At 40.0% G+C, this 21,390-nt stretch carries 10 protein-coding genes; 9 read left to right on the top strand and 1 reads right to left on the bottom strand.

Annotated features, from left to right (window positions below):
- Positions 1-21: 21 nt before the first annotated feature.
- A complete protein-coding gene (gene glsA / locus F3J23_RS13810) occupies positions 22-1,035 on the top strand; it encodes a glutaminase A (RefSeq protein ID WP_167029975.1) in 1,014 nt (337 codons plus the stop codon).
- Between the two features lie 64 nt (positions 1,036-1,099).
- Here the strand turns inward: glsA and F3J23_RS13805 are convergent, their stop codons facing one another.
- A complete protein-coding gene (locus F3J23_RS13805; RefSeq protein ID WP_167029973.1) occupies positions 1,100-1,954 on the bottom strand; it encodes an alpha/beta fold hydrolase in 855 nt (284 codons plus the stop codon).
- Positions 1,955-3,265: 1,311 nt separating this feature from the next.
- Between F3J23_RS13805 and F3J23_RS13800 the strand changes: the two genes are divergently transcribed.
- The 8 genes from F3J23_RS13800 to F3J23_RS13765 are packed head-to-tail and all read left to right on the top strand — an operon-like array spanning position 3,266 to position 21,107.
- Complete coding sequence (locus tag F3J23_RS13800) at positions 3,266-10,297, top strand: type I polyketide synthase (protein WP_167029970.1); 7,032 nt, start codon at positions 3,266-3,268, stop codon at positions 10,295-10,297.
- A 19-nt stretch (positions 10,298-10,316) separates the two neighbouring features.
- Positions 10,317-14,567 carry a type I polyketide synthase gene (locus F3J23_RS13795; protein ID WP_167029967.1) on the top strand — a complete coding sequence of 1,417 codons (4,251 nt, stop codon included), beginning with the start codon at positions 10,317-10,319 and terminating at the stop codon, positions 14,565-14,567.
- Positions 14,555-14,854 carry an acyl carrier protein gene (locus F3J23_RS13790; protein WP_002977699.1) on the top strand — a complete coding sequence of 100 codons (300 nt, stop codon included), beginning with the start codon at positions 14,555-14,557 and terminating at the stop codon, positions 14,852-14,854. Before F3J23_RS13795 ends, F3J23_RS13790 begins: the two co-directional genes overlap by 13 nt.
- Positions 14,845-15,627 (top strand): alpha/beta fold hydrolase, encoded by a 783-nt coding sequence (locus tag F3J23_RS13785; protein ID WP_167029964.1) that lies wholly within the window; start codon positions 14,845-14,847, stop codon positions 15,625-15,627. The genes F3J23_RS13790 and F3J23_RS13785 overlap by 10 nt, the downstream gene beginning before the upstream one ends.
- On the top strand, positions 15,620-18,022 hold the full coding sequence (locus F3J23_RS13780; protein ID WP_167029961.1) for a glycosyltransferase: 2,403 nt from the start codon (positions 15,620-15,622) through the stop codon (positions 18,020-18,022). Before F3J23_RS13785 ends, F3J23_RS13780 begins: the two co-directional genes overlap by 8 nt.
- Before the next feature lie 15 nt (positions 18,023-18,037).
- Positions 18,038-19,309, top strand: coding sequence for a condensation domain-containing protein (locus F3J23_RS13775; protein WP_317167729.1), 1,272 nt, complete (start codon positions 18,038-18,040; stop codon positions 19,307-19,309).
- Positions 19,306-20,559: a phthiocerol/phthiodiolone dimycocerosyl transferase family protein gene (locus F3J23_RS13770; protein WP_167029956.1), complete on the top strand. Its 1,254-nt coding sequence runs from the start codon at positions 19,306-19,308 to the stop codon at positions 20,557-20,559. The genes F3J23_RS13775 and F3J23_RS13770 overlap by 4 nt, the downstream gene beginning before the upstream one ends.
- Complete coding sequence (locus tag F3J23_RS13765) at positions 20,556-21,107, top strand: hypothetical protein (protein WP_167029953.1); 552 nt, start codon at positions 20,556-20,558, stop codon at positions 21,105-21,107. Before F3J23_RS13770 ends, F3J23_RS13765 begins: the two co-directional genes overlap by 4 nt.
- Positions 21,108-21,390: the final 283 nt, after the last annotated feature.

The following is a 21,390-nucleotide window of genomic DNA, read 5'->3' as shown; positions in this document are numbered from 1 at the left end:
CATTTTATTTGAAGATCTTTTATGAAAAAAAACAGCTTTTTATTTTCCGCAAAGGGAATTCTTACAGCAGCCATTCTTTCCTTGAACACAATCGTATATGCTCAGAAAGCAGCAGATATTAATACGATTTCGGAAAAGACTTTAAGCAGCATTCTTGAGAAAAACAGAGCTTATTATACACAGGGGAAAGTTGCAGATTATATTCCTGAACTGGGAAAAATGGATGCCAAAGCCATTGCCTTCTCCGTGGTTGATAAAAACGGTAAGGTTTTTAATACCGGTGATGTGAATAAAAAATTTACCATGCAGAGCATTTCTAAGATCATAGCATTAATGGTAGCTGTTAATGAAAAAGGTGAAGCTAATGTTTTTGATAAAATGGGGTATTACGGATCTGACAAACCTTTTAATCACTTTTCGAATCTTGAAACCACCGGCAAACCGCTTAACCCAATGATGAACGCAGGGGCTATTCTTACCACATCCTTAATATCCGGAGAGGGCGAGAAACCTTTTCTTAAAATTCTGGATCTGGTTCGTTATATCACCAAAAATCAGACAATTGATTATAACAAATCAGTTTATGAATCAGAAAAATCTACAGGACACCGTAACCGCGGAATGTTCTACATCATGAAAAACAGCGGCCTTATCACAGGAAATGAAGACCAGCTTGATAATTATTTCAAACAATGTTCCATAGAACTGACAGCAGAAGATCTTGCTAAAATCGGATTCTTCTTTGCCAACCAGTGCGTTCGTTTTGATGGAGACACAACTTATAAAAATCCGGAAATGGCAAAACTGATAGAATCACAAATGCTTACTGCTGGGATGTATGAATTCAGTGGAGAATACTCAAGAACAGTAGGCTTACCAAGCAAATCCGGAGTTGGAGGGGGTATTACCGTAAGTGTTCCGGGAAAAATAGGAATCGGGGTATTCAGTCCGTCTTTAGATCAGCATGGAAATTCGTTGGCTGGTTATCACATGATCTTAGATCTTGCAAAACAATACGGATTAAGTATATTTTAAAAAATAAAAAAGGATATCACAACGGCTCCAAAACACTTTGTTTTGGAGCCGTTATAGTTAAATACTACACTGCTTTCTCTTTCATTAAAAACACATTGATTCTATCAGCAAGATCAAGCAATATATGTCCTTTTTCGGGATCAATATAAAATTCAAAATCCGGCAGAAGAGCCTGAAGTCTATCTTTTATTTTTCCGGAATCCCGTATCACATCATGAGCTCCACCAATGAACAATGTTGGCATAGTCATATTTTTCAACTCTTCATCAGAAAAAATATACTCTTTTTCCATCCTTGCATTAACAGAAGACTGCATGAGATCCATAAAATCCAAAACCTGTTGATCCACTTTTTGATTTCCAAGAATCAGATTATTGATTTTCCTTTTCCCAAAACTTCCAAGAAAAGAGAACAAGACCGCTTTAAAAATAAAACTCTTCGTTGTATTGACAATTCCTGCAGGGGAAAGAAGAACAAGCCGATCTATTTTTTCCGGAAACTTCACAGCAAATCTCACCGCCAGCCATCCACCTTGTGATAAACCTAACAAATGTAACTTTTCTATTTGCAGCTGTTCAAAAACCTCATTAAGCCAATCACTATAACTGTCGTCTTCATAAGGCAGTCTCTTCGGCTCACTTTTTCCAGGCTCCCCAATAATATCAATAGCATACACTTTGTATCTTTTACCGTAAAAACAGATGTCTTTTACCCAGGAAGAAGCATTAGAATTAGCTCCATGAAGTAAAATAAGCTTAGGATACTCATCATTCCCATAACTCAGCACACTGGTTTCTCCAAAGCTCGTATAAACCTTTTGCTGTTTGATATTTCCTTTCAATTGTGCTAAAGTAATATCGTACTTATTTAATACCCTTTTTCTATGATCATCTGATTTGAAAATTGTTTTGTGTTTCATATATACCTGTTTTATTAACTTTTATTTAAATCCAAAAACAAATTTCTTTAACGATCATCTTAAAAATACGAAGCTTCAGATATACCTTAAAAAGCAACAAAGTCAGATCCGAACAATATGAGTATAATCGACATAATTTATTAGTGGGTTGAGATCATATACAGCTTCCCGTTTTTGACTACCATAAAAAAGTACACTCAAAAACAAGCTGAATATTATAAAAGAACAGGCACATCAAACCAAAATTCCACATGAAATGAAATAATGAATGGTTTATAATGAGGTAAAAGTACAAAAGTCTAACAGAATATAAAAGCACCAAGGTTAATAAATTGTAAATTTTCAAAATCATTAGTTATCGGAATTTACTACATAATCTCTCCCACACCAGAAGAAATTTTAGTGAAAGGCTCGTTTATTTTCTTCCCCCTAAAAAGGAAAATTTCAAAACTGAAATATCAGCACAATATATTGATTATCAAAACATATATGAAGGTACCACACTTTCAACAATCCCCAATTTTTAATATTTTAACATCATAACTAAATATTAATACATTTTCTTCAAAAAATCACTATCTGGTTATTTATCAAAAAGATAGAAAAAATTCACAAATAATTTAAATTAAATCACATCATATTGATTAATTTTGCATAAATTAGCTCTATCAATTTATCATATTGATAAAGACTATTCCACAGTTTACAACCCTATTCATGGTATATTATTTTTTTGTAATATACCTCAAAACAAATCTCCTTATTTTGAAATATTTTATTTTTTATTCCTATATTTGCTTAACATTTCTTTAACTATAAATATTTATGTTTATAATTAGTGAGATTGTACCGGCCCATTTCTAAGAATAAGAAAATAATAAATATACTTTAATACCATTTGAACAATTAGTATTTTTTTTGTTAATAAATTATTACTAAATTTCATTTATGATTAAAGATATATCATATTTTCACTATTTTTATTTCCTCATAGAAACAAATCGTGCTATATGCTGATATATTTAATGTTTTACTATGAAATCCTATCAATTATTTCAACACTATAGATGCTATGAAAAACTTGACTAACATAAGGCTGAGGCCTTTTAAAAAGCCGGACAACACCCTCATATTCAACAATTCATTGAATACCAGCCAAGTATTGAATAATTATCACAAAATGATAATTATTATTAAAGATATAACAAAAACCAATTTTATTATATCATAACAAAAAACAACCGCCTTATACCGAAAGGCTTAATATTTTGTTGTGAAATCTCTTGCTATCATTTCAATAATTATCACGCCATGAAAAAATTAACCATTATTGGACTAACGCCTTTTGAAAAGCCAGACGTTAACCTTATGCCAAGACTGCATCAGGCGGGTGCATTTCCCGTTCTAAGTTTAGGAAATGAGTTAACGACGGCCCAGGAAGCGCTTAATCAATTAGATCGAATAGGCATACCATCATATGGTATTTATTTTTCAAACAACAACCTGACATCTCTTCAGATCCCGGAAAAAGTAAGCTTTGCAATTCTTCCGTTTGGAATGTCTCTTGAATCATCCACCTTACCTGTTGTTTATCAGGTGACGAGCCTGGAAGAAGCCAGACAAGCCAGACTATCAGGAGCGGAAGGCATCATCATAAAAGGAAATGAGGCAGGTGGACTGGTAGGCTATGAATCAACGTTTGTATTGTTTCAGCGCATCATTAAAGAAACTCAGGATATTCCGGTGTGGGTACAGGGAGGAATAGGTCTCCATACCGCAGCAGCGGCAAAAGCACTGGGAGCAACCGGTATTATATTGGACAGCCAGCTTGCTTTGTTCCCTGAAACATCAATCCCACAGGAATTAAAAGATGTATGTTCAAAACTAAACGGCACGGAAACTAAAATTATCGCGAATCATCGTGTACTGGTAAGGCCTAATTCACCAGCTTTACCTGATAATGCTACTTCCGAAGATCTGCAGCAGTATTTTACAGGCTTTGACCTCAGCACATGCTACATCCCAATGGGACAAGACATTTCATTAGCTGTAGATCTGTATGAAGATTTCAAAACACTGAAAAAACTGATTTTCGGGTTTAAAGAAGCAATGTATGGTCATCTGAAGCAGGCAAAAGCACTTCAGGTTATTGATAAAGACAATCCGCTGGCACAGGAACTTGGATTACGCTACCCTATCGCCCAAGGGCCAATGACCAGAGTAAGTGATGTCCCTTTATTTGCCAATGCAGTAGCAGACGCAGGGGCTCTTCCTTTTGTTGCATTGTCTTTATTAAAAGGAGAATCAGCAAAATCTTTGATTACAGAAACCAAAAAGCTGGCAGGTGAAAAAACATGGGGTGTCGGAATTTTAGGATTTGCTCCCCAGGAATTAAGAGATGAACAGACTTCCTATATATTAGAAGCAAAACCACCTGTAGTTCTTATCGCGGGCGGAAGACCTGCACAGGCTAAAATATTTGAAAAAGCAGGCATTAAATCATTCCTTCATGTTCCATCTCCTGCTCTGCTGGACATTTTCCTGAAAGAAGGTGCCAAAAACTTTATCTTCGAAGGACGTGAATGCGGCGGCCACGTTGGCCCTCTTTCCAGTATGGTTCTTTGGGAAAAACAGATTGAACGTATTTTAAAAGAAGATAACCCTGAAAGCATCAGTGTATTTTTTGCAGGAGGAATCCATAATGCATTTTCAACAGCCTTCGTTTCCATTATGGCAGCTCCATTAGCTGCAAGAGGAGTAAAAATCGGCGTACTGATGGGTACAGCCTATTTATACACACAGGAAGCAGTAGAAACAGGTGCTATTCAGGAAGAATTCCAGTCGCAGGCAATGCAGGCGAAAGACACTGTTCTTTTGGAAACCGCTCCCGGACATGAAACCCGTTGCTTAAACACAGCATTTGCCCATCATTTTAATACGGAAAAGGCAAAACTTCTGGCCGCCGGAATGGATAAAAAACAGGTATGGGAACAGCTTGAAAAATTAAACGTAGGCCGCTTACGTATCGCGGCTAAAGGCATAGAACGTCAAGGCGACAAACTTGTTAATATTCCTAAAGATGACCAATTAGACTTAGGAATGTACATGATCGGGCAGATAGCAACCATGCATAACAGGGTGATCTCCCTTGCAGCCCTGCATCAGAGCATCGCTGACAATTACGAATATATTAAAGAAGCTGCATTACCAACAGAACCGGTTTCAACGGAGAAACCACTGGACATTGCTATTGTTGGAATGGAATGTATTTTCCCAGGAGCTAAAAACCTAGATGAATACTGGAGAAATATCATTTTAGGAAAAGACAGCGTTACCGAGGTTCCGGACGAAAGATGGAACAAAGAATTATATTACCATCCCGATTCTGACGAATCTGACGTATCACATTCTAAATGGGGTGGGTTTATTCCAAAAATTGATTTTGATCCGTTAGCATTTGGTATCCCTCCACAATCATTGGCAGCTATTGAACCTACGCAACTATTAACTCTACTGGTAGCCAAACGTGCAATGGAAGACGCCGGATATGGAGAAAAACACATTAACAGAGATAACATTTCTGTAATTATAGGAGCTGAAGGAGGTAATGATCTTGCCAACAGTTATAGTTTCAGAGGATACTACAAGCAGGTTTTCGGAGAACTTCATGAAGAAGTTAAGGAAGCCTTCCCTCATACTACAGAAGACTCTTTCCCTGGTATTCTTGCCAATGTAATCGCAGGAAGAATCACAAACAGATTAGATCTTGGCGGAAGAAATTTCACTGTAGACGCAGCTTGTGCCTCATCTTTAGCAGCCATTGATCTGGCTTGTCAGGAACTTGTCCTGGGCAAATCGGATATGGTTCTTGCCGGTGGAGCAGATTTACATAACGGAATCAATGATTACCTGATGTTCTCCAGCACCCACGCGCTTTCCAGAAAAGGAAGATGTGCAACATTTGACAGTGAGGCAGACGGTATCGCTCTTGGAGAAGGTATTGCTATCCTTGTTTTAAAACGATATGAAGATGCCATACATGATGGCGACCGTATCTACTCTGTCATCAAAGGAGTTGGCGGCTCAAGTGACGGAAAAGCTCTTGGATTGACAGCTCCAAGAAAAATAGGCCAGGTAAGAGCTTTAGAGCGTGCTTATACTCAGGCGGGAATCAGCCCGGCATCCGTAGGACTGGTTGAAGCACACGGTACAGGAACCGTAGTAGGTGATAAAACCGAACTTAGTGCCCTGACAAATCTATTCAGCCGTTCCGGTGCTATACCAGGTCAAACACACCTAGGTTCAGTGAAAACACAGATAGGCCATACAAAATGTGCTGCGGGATTAGCAGGATTAATCAAAGCATCCTTAGCAGTTTATCATGGTGTAAAACCTCCTACTCTTCACCTTCAGCAGCCTAATGCTTATTACAATGCAGAAACCAGCCCGTTCTCTTTCCATGCGGAAACAGGATTATGGACGGAGAAAAACCGTTATGCAGGAATCAGTGCTTTTGGATTTGGAGGTACTAACTTCCACACCGTAATTGCTAACCATCCAAAACAGGATGATTCTATTGCGATGCAATCATGGCCGTCTGAATTATTTGTATTCCGTGGGGATACGTATGAAGAAGCAAAAGAGCAATCAAGTCAGATCAAAACGTTATTGGAAATCAATGATGAGATTCCATTAAAAGATATTGCTTACAGTTTAAGCATTGCATCAGAGAAGCCAATCCAATTCAGTGTCGTAGCGGATAATGCCGTAGACCTTATGATGAAGCTTGAACTGGTATTGCTAGGGATTGAGACCAAAGACACTTTTACTGTTAATAAAAAAGAAGGTAAAGTTGCCTTCACATTCCCGGGACAAGGCAGCCAGAGAATCAATATGGCCCGTGATCTATTCGTAGTTTTCCCGGCAATGCGAAAAATTATTGACAACTATCCTGAGCTTGAAAAAGTAGTTTTCCCATCGAAAACTTTTAACGAAGCAGATTTAAAACAACAAAAAGAAACCATTAAAGATACCCGTTTAGCCCAACCGCTTTTAGGAATTGTTGATCTTGCACTGGCTAAATTCTTAGAATCATTGGGAATTATTCCTGATATGCTGGCTGGTCATAGCTATGGAGAATTACCTGCTCTATGTTTCTCAGGAGTATTTGGTGAGGATAAACTGGTTGACTTAAGCGTTAAGAGAGCTCAGTCTATTTTAGACTCAGTAGAAGGCGGAGATCCGGGTTCAATGCTGGCTGCAAGTGCCACCGCAGAGCGTTTACAGCCCATCATTGCTAAAGTAGAAGGATGTTATCCGGTGAACTTTAATGCTCCTACTCAATGTGTTATTGCTGGAAGTACGGAAGCTATTAATAAACTGTTGGAAGTGCTTAAACAGGAAGGCATTTCTGCTAAAAAACTGGAGGTTGCATGTGCATTCCACAGTCCTTTATTAGCAAAATCCAAAGGTTTGTATGCTGAAGTTTTAAAAGACGTTCCTTTCCAGGAGATGCAGATCCCTGTGTGGTCTAATACTACCGCAGAAGTATATCCGGAGAATCCGGCAGCAATAAAAGAAAGACTTACCGATCATCTGGTACAGCCTATGAGGTTTGTAGAACAACTTCAGGCCATGTACAACGATGGAGCACGAATCTTCATCGAAGTAGGACCCGGAAAAGTTCTTACCGGATTAACAAAATCATGTATTGAAAAAGATCAGCTGACCTTATATGCCGAAGACAACAGCCGCAATAAATTTACGCACCTGCTTTGTATGCTGGCTCAATATTTAGGAACAGGCCGCAGCTTTAATATCGAAAAACTTTTCGATGGAAGAAGTGTTACGGTTATTAACCTTAATCAACCTGATCTTTATAAGAAAAGCCCAGCTATTTGGCGTGTTAACGGGCAAACTGCCCACCCAACTACTGGTAATCTTCCATCCAATGGTGCATTACCACTTATAAATCCTATTCCCATGAACAATTTTACCAATAATCCACAGGCACCGGCAACCGAAGCTCAGTCTACCGCTGAACGCATGTTGCAGGAATATTTAAATAGTATGAAATTAATGATACAGGCGCAGCGCGATGTGATGCTTTCCTTTATGGGACAAAATCCTCAGGCATTTCCGGCTCCGGTTTATACCACTCCGGTTTCTGCTCCTATAAGCCAGCAGGCAGCAATTCCGGTACAGCCCGTTCACCAGGAAAGACAAGCTACAGCTTCCGCTGTTGTAGTGAAACAAGCTCCTACAAAAGATATTAAAGCATTATTACTACAAGTTGTAAGTGACAAAACAGGGTATCCACAAGAAATGCTGGGCATGGAAATGGATTTGGAAGCTGATTTAAGCATTGACTCTATTAAAAGAGTAGAAATCATCGGAACCCTTCGTAACGAACTGGGAAGTCTGGGTAACGGAAATACCAGTGAAGATACTGTTATGGAGCAATTAGCAGGAATAAAAACCTTAAGCGCCCTTGTTTCATGGCTTACTGAATTCTCTGGAGCCGAGACAACTGCCACCACTGAAAAAAATGGAACTACAGCTGAATCAACAGCTTCAAAACCACAAACTCAAACGGCATTTTCTCTTGAAGACCTTCAAAATGTAATTCTGAATATCGTAAGTGAAAAAACAGGATATCCAAAAGAAATGTTAGGTTTAGATCTGGATCTGGAAGCAGATTTGAGTATAGATTCCATTAAACGTATGGAAATTATTGCTGACCTTAAAAACAAAATCGGCTTTGGTGAAAACCTCGAGCAGGCTGATGATATCATGGAAAAATTAGCTGCTATTAAAACTCTTCGCGGATTGGCAAGCTGGATCAGTGAAATGAGTGGCGATACTAATGAGGTTAAAAACGAAATAAAGGAAGAAATAACTTCTGAACCAACAAATAATGTATTATCACGTCTTCGTTTTGACATCACGCCTACAGATGCTTCTTCACAACAAAATACAGAGGTTCTGCAAGGAAAACGTTTTGCGATCACCCAGGATGACAGCAAACAAACCTCAGCGATTAAAGTTGAATTGGAAAAACACGGAGCTATTGTAGAACTGGCAGATGCAGACAAAGATCTTTCAAACATTGACGGATTAATTATGCTGGACCTATTCTCAGCTACACATAAACCAAGCATCATTGATCATGTTGATCTAATTAAAAAACTGGATTTTGATAAAGCCAAATGGGTATATCTTATTTCTGATATTCCTGCACATATTCAGGAAATCAATGATGTAAGTGTATTACGCCATCATCAGGGATATCCGGGGCTGTTCAAAAGTCTGGCAAGAGAATTTGATAATACCACTTGCAGATTAATCAGTCTAAGCACACCTCAGGAAGTGGATCAGATCGCTGAAATCACTTTAAAGGAAATCCTTACCAATGATAAACCTGCTGAAGTTATTTATAAAAACGAAAAAAGACATAAAGTAGATATCATCCCTTCCCCATTGTCAACAAGCTTAAATGAAGCACACATTCAGTTAGATCAGAAATCAGTGGTATTGGTATTGGGAGGCGCACAGGGAATCACTGCAGAGCTGGTAAAACATATGTCTCAGGCTTATCCATGTACTTATATCTTAGTAGGAAGATCAGCAGATCCAAGAAATGAAACTTCTGCTAAAGAATTCGAGGGAATGAAAACGAAAGAGGAAATAAGAGCCTTCATGATCAAATCCGGAAAATTCACTTCTCCTTCTGAAATTGAAAAAGAAACCACAAAAGTTTTCAAGAACAATCAGATCCTACGCACGATCCGTGACATGGAAGCAATTGGAAACACAATTATTTATCAATCATTAGATCTTTGCAACGAAGAAGGTTTAAGCAGCCTGATCAGCGGTATCTATGAAAAATATAATCGTTTGGACGGAGTAATCCATGGAGCAGGCCTTTTAGAAGATAAATTATTCAAACAAAAGACGACAAGCTCTTTCGGACGTGTATTTGATACCAAAGTGAAACCGCTTCGTGTATTAGCTGAACAACTTCGTACAGACTGCCAGTTTGTAGTATTATTCTCAAGCATTGCTTCTGTATACGGGAACAAAGGCCAGACAGATTATGCTGCCGCCAACAGTGTACTGGATGATTATGCGAATGCTTTAAATAAAAGATTAAAAGGAAAAGTAATCTCTATCAACTGGGGACCATGGAAAGGAGCCGGAATGGTTTCTTCTTCCCTAGAATCGGAATACGAACGAAGAGGTATTTCCATGATTCCATTGGATGAAGGGAAAGAAATCTTCCTTAACGAGATCAAATACGGAACTGAAAGCCAGGTGCTGATCATGTCAGGAAATAATTGGTAAACCTCTGTAGAAACTAAGTATGAAAAAAACAGATGTTGCTGTAGTTGGACTATCCTGCGTCTTTCCCGGGGCGCAGGATGCCCATACTTTTTGGCAGAATATTGTCAATAAAGTAGACTCTACCCAATCCGCTCCGGCTGATAGGATAGATCCGGTACACTTTAGTGATGCCACCAACCCTGTCGATCGTTTCTACTGCAAGCGAGGCGGGTTTATTCCTGATTATGAGTTTGACCCTACCAGCTTTGGTATTTTACCTCTTGCTGTGGAAGGAACAGAACCCGATCATTTACTGACCCTTGATTTAGTTCAGAAAGCTTTGGAAGATGCCGGAGTTTTTCAAAAAAAGACTTCCCTTGAAAAAGCAGGAATCATCATCGGGAAAGGAAACTATACCGGTCCTGGAGCTACCCGTGCTATCGAAATTGTAAGAACCGGAGAACAGATTTCCTCATTATTGCAGGAACTTCTCCCTCAGGTATCTTCCGCTGATATTGAAAAAGTAAAACATGCTTTCCAGGAACGTAAAGGACGTTTTGCTGCTGATACTGCTATGGGACTGATTCCTAATCTGGTAGCTTCATTGGTAGCCAATCGTTTTGATCTCAGCGGAGTTGCTTTTACCGTTGATGCCGCTTGTGCCAGTGCTTTAATCGCTGTAGATCATGCAGTACAAGAACTTCAGAGAGGCCGTTCCGATATGATGATCGCCGGGGGTGTTCACACCGGACAAAATGCTGCTTTCTGGAGTATTTTTGCTCAATTGGGAGCAATGTCCCGTCAACAGCAGATTAAGCCCTTTAGTATGGATGCTGATGGATTGCTGATTGGCGAAGGCTGTGGTTTCGTCGTTTTAAAACGATTAGAAGACGCTGTTCGCGATCAGGATAAAATCTATGCAGTGATCAAAGGGGTAGGTGTCAGCAGTGATGGTAACGGAACCAGCGTAATGAGCCCATCCGTGAAAGGACAGCTTAAAGCCTTAGAACAAGCCTGGATCAATGCTGATCTGGATAAAAATAAAGTAGGTTACCTGGAAGCCCATGGTACCGGAACTCCGCTAGGAGATAAAACAGAACTTCAGACCTTAGCACAGTTCTTTGGGAAAGAAGAAGCGGCTCCGGTAGCAGGAATCGGATCGGTAAAGTCCAATATCGGACATGCTATGCCGGCTGCAGGAATTGCAGGACTCATCAAAACATGTCTGGCACTCCACCATGACACGTTACCACCAACTCTATATTGTGAAAATCCCACTGCAGAGATGCAGAACACAAGATTTGAACCGGTACAGGAAGCCAAAAGCTGGTCAAAAACAGGACTGCCAAAAGTAGCAGCAGTCAACGCTTTCGGATTTGGAGGAATCAATGCACACGTTGTTCTTGAAGGCTATGATATGCCGAAAAAAGACACGGTATTGCTGTTGGCAAGACCTACCCACGCAGAACTAGTTTCTGCATTAAAAAATAACGAAACAACAACAGGTGAAGGAGATTTCAGAGTAGCGATATTCGATCCTACGCCTGCGAGAATAGAAAAAGCCCTTAAAATCGTTTCCAAAAACCTGATCTGGAAAAACAAACAGGATATCTGGTACACTTCTACCCCATTATTAAAAGATGGCGAAAAAGTAGCTTTTGTATTTCCTGGACTGGATGGACTGGCAAAAGGTGAGGTGGAAAGTGTAAGCCGTTATTTCGGATTAACAGCCCCTATAGAAACAGAAGGTGAAGGCCTTTTAACAGATGCTTTAAACATCTTCAACAACTGTAGCATCCTTGACAATTCATTGAAAAAACTTGGAATTATTCCAGATATGAATGCAGGACACAGTTTAGGAGAATGGCTGGCTGGATATTCATCAGAACTGGCAGAAGCAAACTCTGTTAAAGCCTTAATCGATGTATTGAACCCGGAAACTTTTGAATTAAAAGACTCCAAATTCATTGCCATCGGAGCAGGAATTGATGTCGTACAGCCTTTTATTGCTGAAATTTCAGACCTGTATGTTTCCAATGACAATTGCCCTAATCAGGTCATTCTCTGCGGTAGCAATGCAGCATTGGATGAATTGGTTCCGCAATTAAAATCAAAACAGATCTTCCATCAGGTACTGCCATTCCAATCCGGATTCCACTCTCCTTTTATCGCTGATAAACTGGATGTGATCCTTGCCGGAATGGAAAAAGCACAGTTCCAGAAAACGAAGATCCCGTTATGGTCAGCTACGACTTTAGAACCTTATCCTGCAGATCAGGCAGCCATCAGAAAACTGAGTGCGGAGCATTTGGTAGAGCCTGTTCGCTTCCGTGAACTGACGGATAAGTTATACGAAGAAGGCGTAAGAGTTTTCATTCAGGTAGGTACCGGCGGGCTGATCGGATTTATTGATGATACCTTAAAAGGAAAAGCATTCAGCACGATTGCTTCCAGCGTTCCTGCCCGTTCTGCATTAGCGCAGTTACAGCGTGTGGTTGCATCACTATTTGTAGAAGGTAAAACCGTTGCTCTAGACTTTTTAGAGCTTCAGCAGCATTCAAAAAAATCATCAGGTAAAGGAATTAAACTGGAATTAGGCTCACCTATTATCCGAAATTTTAAAGAAGTAAAAGCATTAACTCCATCCTTTGAAACACCAAAACAATATACTGCTTCAGCCATGACGGCTAAAAGTGGGCACCCGCTGGTACAGGCATTCCAGGACAACGTTACGGATATGATCCGTATGCAGGAAGAAGTATTGACTTTATTCCAAAACCGTCCGGAAATCACCATTCCACGTCCGGTTCCTGTAGTACAACAAGCAGCTCTCAAAGCACCAAGAAGTACAACCTTCTCAAAAGATCTGTATGTGACACTTGAAAGTCATCCTTATCTGATCGACCACAGCTTATTGAGACAACCCAAAGGATGGGCTCATGTAGCAGATATGGAACCGGTAATCCCGATGACCATGATCTTTGAGCAGCTTGCAGAAATTGCAGAAGCGGAAATCCCGGGAACACAAGTTCATAAGATTATGAACGTAAGTGTTTTCCAATGGATGAACGTCGCCAAACCTTTTGAAAAGACGGTAAAAGGAGAATGGCGTGGAGCTAACCATGCTTACTTGGATATTGAAAACTTCGCCAATGCAGAAGTGATCTTAAAATCTACATCTATCCCTATTCCAACATTCAACCTTTCTGTTGGTGATCTTTTACCGATTGAAAGAACACCGGAAGAAATCTATGATGCTCACATGTTTCATGGCGACAAATACCAGGGAATTACCGAAGTTTCAGCGGTTGGAAAAAAAGGAATCGTAGGAAAGATTAAAGGAAACGGCGGAAAGGGTTCTCTACTGGACAATGCCGGACAGTTATTCGGGCTTTGGTTACAGCTTACGTTGGTGAAAGACCGTATCGCATTCCCCGTGAAGATTAGAGATATTGAATTCTTTGGTGATATGCACGATCAGGAAGGTATCTTTGAATGCACCTGTATGCTGACTGAGCTTAATGATGAGTTTGCCATTGCAGATATCATCCTGAAAAGAGACGGAAAAGTATGGTGTGCCATCACAGGCTGGCAAAACAGAAGACTGGAAATTGATGCCGCTTTATGGAATGTTTCCATGTCGCCATTGCATAACCGTCTTTCTGAAGAGATTGCTCCGGAAGTATTTTTCTTCCATCAGGCGTATACCAGAGTAGCTTCATGGGATTTTATCCTGAAAAGATATTTCAACCAGACGGAAAAACAGCACCACCAGCAATTATTACCCAACAAAAAGAAAAACTGGATGGTAAGCCGTGTGGCCGTAAAAGATGCCGTAAGAAATCTTCTTCGTCAGAAAAAAGATCATGCCTGCTTTCCGATCACCTTTGAAATCCGTTCCGATGAAGTAGGGAAACCTTACCTAATCAGTGATTTTACAGAAGATATTCATATTTCATTAGCTCATAAAGGCAAAGAAGCCGTGGGGATCGCGAGATATGGAAAATCCGTAGGAATCGATATGGAATTAATGGAAGAACGCAGCGAAGGTTTCTACGACATGGTATTTACCGACAACGAATTAACATTATTAAAAGACAGAGATCAGGCAGAATGGACCACCCGTTTCTGGGTAGCCAAGGAAGCTTACGGAAAGTTTCTGGGAACAGGATTAAAAGGAAATCCAAGAGCCTTCGAAGTCGAACTTATTAAAGATGATCACTTGTGGATCAACAATATTGAAATCAAAACTATTAAACATAAAAATTATATTATCGGATGGACACTGTAAACGCAACATTAAAAATGAACCACGAGGAACTTTTTACTTTATTAAAAGGTTTTATTACTGAAGTGATAGGTGCTGAATTTGTAGAAGAAATGGATATTACTCCTGAAAGTTCATTCACCAAGGATCTTGAAATGGACAGCATCGAGATTGTCTCTTTCTCAGAAAAGATCAAAGCGCATTTTGGCGATCAGATCGACTTTACAGGTTGGTTATCTTCTATGGATCTTGACCAGCTGATCAATCTTGACCTTAGTATGATCATCAATTACATCTACGAATGCCAATAATCACTGTCAATAACAGACAAGTTCACATACAGGAACTCAACAAAGGAGCCGAACAAACCGTGGTACTGATCCACGGTATGTTCAGTAACCTGTCCATTTATTATTTTAATATTGCCCCTGTACTGGCAAAACATTTCCATGTGGTGATGTATGATCTGAAAAGTCACGGTATGAGTGAACGCTTTTTGGATGGGTACGACCTTGATAACATGTCATCCGATCTAATCGGTTTAATAGATCACCTTCAACTGGAAAAAGTACACCTTATCGGATATAGTTTCGGAGGGCTTATTGCCTTGAAAACAGCTTTAGAATATCCTGACCGCGTGAATCAGCTCGTCGTGATGGAAGCTCCCGATCCTCAAGACGAAAAAGCCCGTAACATCATTGATGAATACAGCAAAGAGTTTCTTGAGCATTATGTAGCCAATTTTACGGATACGACCAAAGTACAGATGGGGAAAAGACAAATGGAAAAGAACCACCGTATGTATGAATTTCTGTTTAATCAGACCAGTATTAAAGCAGATATGATCAGGGAAAAACATTTCCTTGGTGAAGCCGATTTCAATGGATTGACGGCTCCCACTCTATTGCTTTATGGTGCTGATTCCAACTGCAGACCTACCGGTGAGTGGCTGCAATCACAAATCAGCGGATCTGAACTTGAATTAATTCCGGGCGATCACAATATCCCTATCCAGGAACCCAATCAAATTGCGGAAACAATCGCTCAATTTTTATCTAAAATTTTAACACAAAACCATGGCTAAATTTGCATTTATAGTTCCCCCATTGACAGGACATGTCAACCCCACTCTAAGCATCGGTGCTACTCTCTTAGAAAGAGGACACGAAGTAGCCTGGATCAGCCTTGACCCGACTTTAGAGGCTAAACTTCCTGAAGGAGGAAAATTATTACTGATCCAATATGATCAGACTGACGAAGAAAAGAAAGAAAGCGAACAATATCTCGATATTATTTCAAAAAAGGTAGTGTACGGAATCGACAGTGTGAAGTTCCTTTATGAAGAGGTTCTTATCCCGTTGAACAGACATTGCTATAATGGTATTGTTTCATTATTAAAAATAGAACAACCTGATTTGATTATCGGGGATCATCAGTTATTTGCAGCTCCGGTTGCAGCGAAAACTCTTGGAATTCCTTATGCCACGTCCGTTACCGCTCCGGCGGCCATTAAAATCATGAATGAGCTGCCAAAGGTACACGAGTGGGAAGTGAATCAGATCATTGACTTACAGAAAGAACTTGGTTTTCAGGAAGAACATTCTCTGGCAACCTCTGAGCTTTTGACGCTTGTTCTTACCTCCAATTATTTCTTTGGTGAAATGGAGGATCTGCCTTCTCAATATCAGTTCACAGGCCCTGTTCTTACCGAAAGGCGTGTTTCATCTGAGTTCGACTGGGAGAAATTAAAAAGCAATCACCATAAAAAGATCCTGGTAAGCATTGGGACTACCTTCGATCATGATCATAAAAAAGCATTTTTCCAAAAGGTTATTGATGCCTTTAAGGATGAAGATCTAACCGTTGTAGTGGTTTCTGATCCGCAGCTTTTCGAGCAGTGGCCGGATAACTTTATGGTGTACCAGCAGGTTCCTCAGCTGGATCTGCTGCCTCATCTTGACGGAGTGGTTTGCCATGGCGGCCACAATACCGTTTCCGAAACATTATCACATGGTATTCCTCTGGTTGTAATCCCAATTGCTTATGACCAGTCACACGTTGCAGGACGTGTGGTACGTACAGAAGCTGGCGAAAGGCTTAATTTCAACAGATTTAAAGCTAACCACCTGAGAGAAGCAGTACAACAAATCTTAAATAATCAAAGCTACCGTGAGGCAGCTCAAAAAGTAGGACAATCTTTTATGGAAGCAGGAGGAGCAGCTACAGCAGCTAATTTACTGGAACAGGCAATAAAAAAAGCTTCAAAACCGGAAAAACCGTCTAAATTCTTATTTGTAGTTCCGCCGTTTTTCGGGCATGTGAGCCCTACTTTAAGTGTGGGGGCTAGTTTAATTGCCCGCGGCCACGAAGTAAAATGGTTTGGGATTACCCCTTTAGACAGCAAACATATTCCGGAAGGAGGTTCTTATTTCTATCCTGAAGAAGATCTTATTCCTTATCAGGAGGAAATTGCCCGTATTTTAAAGAGACAGGACGACGGACCGGCATGTTCCGGACCTGAAGTGATGAAACTGGCACTGGAAGAAACATATGTTCCTTTTGCCAAAATGATGATGCCGGGACTCACAAGACTGACAGAAAGCTGGATGCCTGATGTTATCGTGAATGACTGCATCACTTTCGGAGGGGCCCTTTTCGCTCACAAACACAATATTCCTTGCGTAACGACAACTCCCGTTCCGCCGGATGTGATGGGAGATACAGAAAAAAGTGCTCCAAAAATCTGGGAATGGCAGCAAAACCTGATCAAAGACCTGCAAAAAGAAGTAGGAATTCATGAGGAAGGAATTTATATTCATTCTCACAAACTGAACATGGTTTTCACCTCACAAGCTTTCGCCGGATTTGAAACCGTTCCTTCTCATATGAAATTTGTAGGCCCGGTAAAAGGACGTCCCAACGATGCCCCATTTGACTGGGATAAATTAAATGCCTCCACAACTCCAAAGATCTTTGTATCATTAGGAACATTGTTGGTAGATATTAGAAAAGCTTTCTTTGAAAAAATCATCGCTGCATTTAAAGACCAGCCGGTTACTGTTATTGCTGCTACTCCACCGGAAATCTTTGAAGAATGGCCGGATAATTTCATTGTAAACAGCTTTGTCCCTCAATCAGCAGTGATGCAGCGAATGGATATGGTCATCTGTCATGGCGGTTTCAATACGGTTAACGATACTTTCCGTAATGGGTTACCGATGTTGATAACCCCTATTGCTTACGATCATTTCCATATTGCAAAATTAATTGAACAGGCAGGCTGCGGAATCAGTATCAGATATAAGAGACTTCGTGTGGATGCTCTTCGTGAAACCGTTTTTGAATTGCTTGAGAATCCAAAATACAGAGCTGCCGCTCAGGAAGTAAGAAATACATTCACTCTTGCCGGAGGTAATGACAAAGCAGTGGAACTGTTAGAAGATTTTGTGCAGGAACATTCAACATTAGTTTCCGTATAGCCTATGAATCCACACGTGAAAAGAAGATTATTATTTGGTGAGCGTATGTTATTAGGTGACGGTACAGAACCTTTTAACGCGGTTATTCCGTTCAGGCTGAGAGGAAGCTTTACCTTAAAAGAAATCCAGCAGGCTCTGGCCCAAATTCAAAATAAACATCCTTGGCTGAGAGCATTGATCAGCTATGATGAGAAAAATATTCCGTGGTTCAATGTTCCTGAGCAGCCCATATCAATACCCGTAAGGATATTGACCAGACAGGGAGAAGATCAGTGGCAGGAAGAATCCAGGAGAGAATGGAATACACCATTCAATTATGAAAAATTACCTCTCATCCGGTTTGTCTGGATCAAGGGGGAAAACGTTTCTGACATGCTATTTGCGTTCCACCATTGTTTATGTGATGGTGGCTCTGCAATGGCCTTTCTGCACGAATTTCTGAAAGTACTGGACAATCCGGCAGCCGATATTGGAATAGAAAATCCGATATTGGGAATCCAGGATGTAGTTCCTGCAAAAATTCTAAACAGCCGCAGACAGAGGCTGAAAGCCAAGTTTATCGGAAGATTGGCAGCTACCGCTATCAAATGGATTCCGGTAGGTAAAAAAGCCATTGAAAGACAAAATGACTATCTGATCCACTGGAAACTGGATGAAATAATAAGCAAACAATTAATAGCCTACTGCAAATCTCAGGAAGTGACCGTGAATACGTTTTTAAGTGCGGCTGTATTGCAGGCATTTAAAAAAGTAAGAGGTGAAAAATCTTTCAATAAGGTTTCCTGCCCGGTAGATATCAGACGTTTTGCCACGCAGATCAAAGAGGACCATATCTTCGCTTTCGGGCTGATGATCGTGGTTTCTTCTGATGAAAAACTAAGCTTTACAGACAATCTCCGTGCAATGCAGAAATCTGTGGAGCAAAAAACCTCCAAACTGAATCCTTATATCACAATGATGGTAATGGAATCCGGGCATGATGCACTGAATAACTTCACGAAGCTGTTAAAGAACGGAAAATCATCCAACGATTGTATGTTTTCAAATCTGGGGCGTATTCAGATTCCTCACGAATACAAAGCATTCAGTGTCGATACCATTTTCAGTCCTTCTGTAATTGGGCCTTTGGGAAATACGACAACAATGGTAACCTCAACGTACCGTGGTGAAATGGATTTTTCATTCATGGGCAGCGAAGGTTATTTACCATATCCAGATGCATTGGCCATCCGCGATGAGGTGGTACAAATGATTCATTCACAACTTAAACAAACAGCTGTATCATGATCAAACGACCTTTAATGATGGTGGAAAGGATCATGTATGTGGATCCGGAAACACCTTTAAATTGTATTTATACCGCAAAGATCAACGGCCAGATTTCTGAGGAGACTTTTAAAACAGCCCTTGTCAAAATCCAGCAAAAACATCCTATATTAAGAGCCACCATTGATCATACGAAAGGGCGCTATCCTTATTTTATAGGACAGAAAGATATTGAAACTATTCCCCTTCGTATTGTGGAACGAAAGGCAGACGATGACTGGTTTAAGGAATCCGAAAAAGGATGGTTTCGTCTCTTTGAAGAGCCTAAAAAGCCATTGGCTGAGGTGGTTTGGGTAAAAGGTCAGGATGTCTCAGAAATCCTTTGGATCATGCCTCACTGTATTTCGGACGGAACTACCGGAGTAACTTTAATACGTGAACTTCTTAGTTTGCTGGACAATCCTTATTCTCCATTAATTCCTTATATCGCTTTTGAGTCTGTTGATGATTTTCTGCCTTCGAATTTTAATACAGGAATTAAAAAATATAAGGCCGGCTTTTATTTGTTGTTTGCTAAAATATTCTTTTCTATCCAGCGAAAAAGCAAAAAGAGAAATCTTGGAAAGAACTACGCCATTCACTGGAAAATGAGTCCGGAGGACACTAAACTTATTACTGAAAAATGCAAAGCCAACGGAATTTCTGTACATGCTTTGCTGTGTTCTTCCGTAATGCAGGCCTTCCGCGATATTCAGGGAGACCGTGCCAAAGGCAAGGTGATCAGCCCCGTAGATGTACGTCATTTTATTCCGGAAATTAAAGAAGATCATCTATTTGCCTTCGCTCCAACGGTAGAACTTTCTATAAAAAAAGACGGTAAGGATGTTCTGAGCAATGCCAAACAGATCAAAAAAGACCTTACGGAGAAAATAAATAAAATGGAAGCCCGCGAACTTTTATGGATGGGAGAACATATGCATCCTATTGTAGAACGTATGATCAATATGCTGAAATCCAGCGAAGGCGGGCATGATGTAACCTTATCCAATATGGGAAAGGTGAATATTCCCAATGATTATAAAAACTTCAATCTGGAAACAGTATTCAGTCCTACTGTGGCTTTCCCATGGCTGAATTCAAACACTTTAGTTGCCAGCACGTACAACCAGCAAATGGACTTCACTTTCATGTCTAATGAAAATTTTCTTCCCAAAGAGGAAGCCCATATGATAAAAGATAAAGCTATTGAGCTATTGACCACCTCTCTATGAAATTTAAAATAAAGCCTCCAAAGCCTAAACCAATAAAGAAAACCACCCTCAGACGCTTTCTCATCAAGCGTACGATTTACTATGTCCTCCCGAATGTGTTTTTTAATTTCATCATTGCGTATGCCAGCTTTAAGGAACTAGGTTACACGCATTTTTTTTCCGGAACACAAAATCTGGCACGTCTGACTCTGCCTATGGCCATTTTTCTTCCGGTAGTCCTTACTATTGATATCATTAAAAGAGTAACGGATGCAGCCCATCAGGAAGCCATAGAATTTACCGTTGATGAACAGCTTAATATTAAAAAACTGATGACCAAACTAAGCATCTTACATGGCTTGATCACCGGATCATTGGTACTTTCTCTGCTCTTTATAGGCCAGTATAATTTCTCAAAAGATTATAAGCTGGATGCTACTGCAATGGCTGTAGTTGTAGGAACACTGGCGGGAATCTTATCTGTGATTTTCGTATATCTGCCGGTATGGAGATTGAGAAAGTGGATGTGCAGGCGAACACAGGCGGTAGCTGTGGGATTAAATCCATAGTTTATTTCTGATATCAATTCCTATCTTTAACAGCATTCATAGATACTATTAAAGATAGGAATCTGATACAAAAGAAATTCTACATTTTATAACAAAAGAAAACCTGAAATACTTATTTGTACAGGGAATTTCATCAAAATCAGGCGAGTAAAGATTAACAGAGTATAGCTTCAAAAAAATAGCCATCTAATTATTGAAGGATCTCAACAACACTCTCCCAACCTAACAACAAAGCGCTAAAAATCAAATAATTACAAATACAACCTTCTCAATATTCCTGAAT

This window comes from Chryseobacterium sp. Tr-659 (genome assembly GCF_011752975.1).
In the GTDB taxonomy this organism is placed as follows: Bacteria; Bacteroidota; Bacteroidia; order Flavobacteriales; family Weeksellaceae; genus Chryseobacterium.
This window is presented reverse-complemented; position numbering and strand designations above follow the sequence as displayed.

Coding starts and splice junctions, on each gene's coding strand:
- glsA (WP_167029975.1), top strand. CDS start 22: ATGAAAAAAAACAGCTTTTTATTTTCCGCAAAGGGAATTCTTACAGCA.
- F3J23_RS13805 (WP_167029973.1), bottom strand. CDS start 1,954: ATGAAACACAAAACAATTTTCAAATCAGATGATCATAGAAAAAGGGTA.
- F3J23_RS13800 (WP_167029970.1), top strand. CDS start 3,266: ATGAAAAAATTAACCATTATTGGACTAACGCCTTTTGAAAAGCCAGAC.
- F3J23_RS13795 (WP_167029967.1), top strand. CDS start 10,317: ATGAAAAAAACAGATGTTGCTGTAGTTGGACTATCCTGCGTCTTTCCC.
- F3J23_RS13790 (WP_002977699.1), top strand. CDS start 14,555: ATGGACACTGTAAACGCAACATTAAAAATGAACCACGAGGAACTTTTT.
- F3J23_RS13785 (WP_167029964.1), top strand. CDS start 14,845: ATGCCAATAATCACTGTCAATAACAGACAAGTTCACATACAGGAACTC.
- F3J23_RS13780 (WP_167029961.1), top strand. CDS start 15,620: ATGGCTAAATTTGCATTTATAGTTCCCCCATTGACAGGACATGTCAAC.
- F3J23_RS13770 (WP_167029956.1), top strand. CDS start 19,306: ATGATCAAACGACCTTTAATGATGGTGGAAAGGATCATGTATGTGGAT.
- F3J23_RS13765 (WP_167029953.1), top strand. CDS start 20,556: ATGAAATTTAAAATAAAGCCTCCAAAGCCTAAACCAATAAAGAAAACC.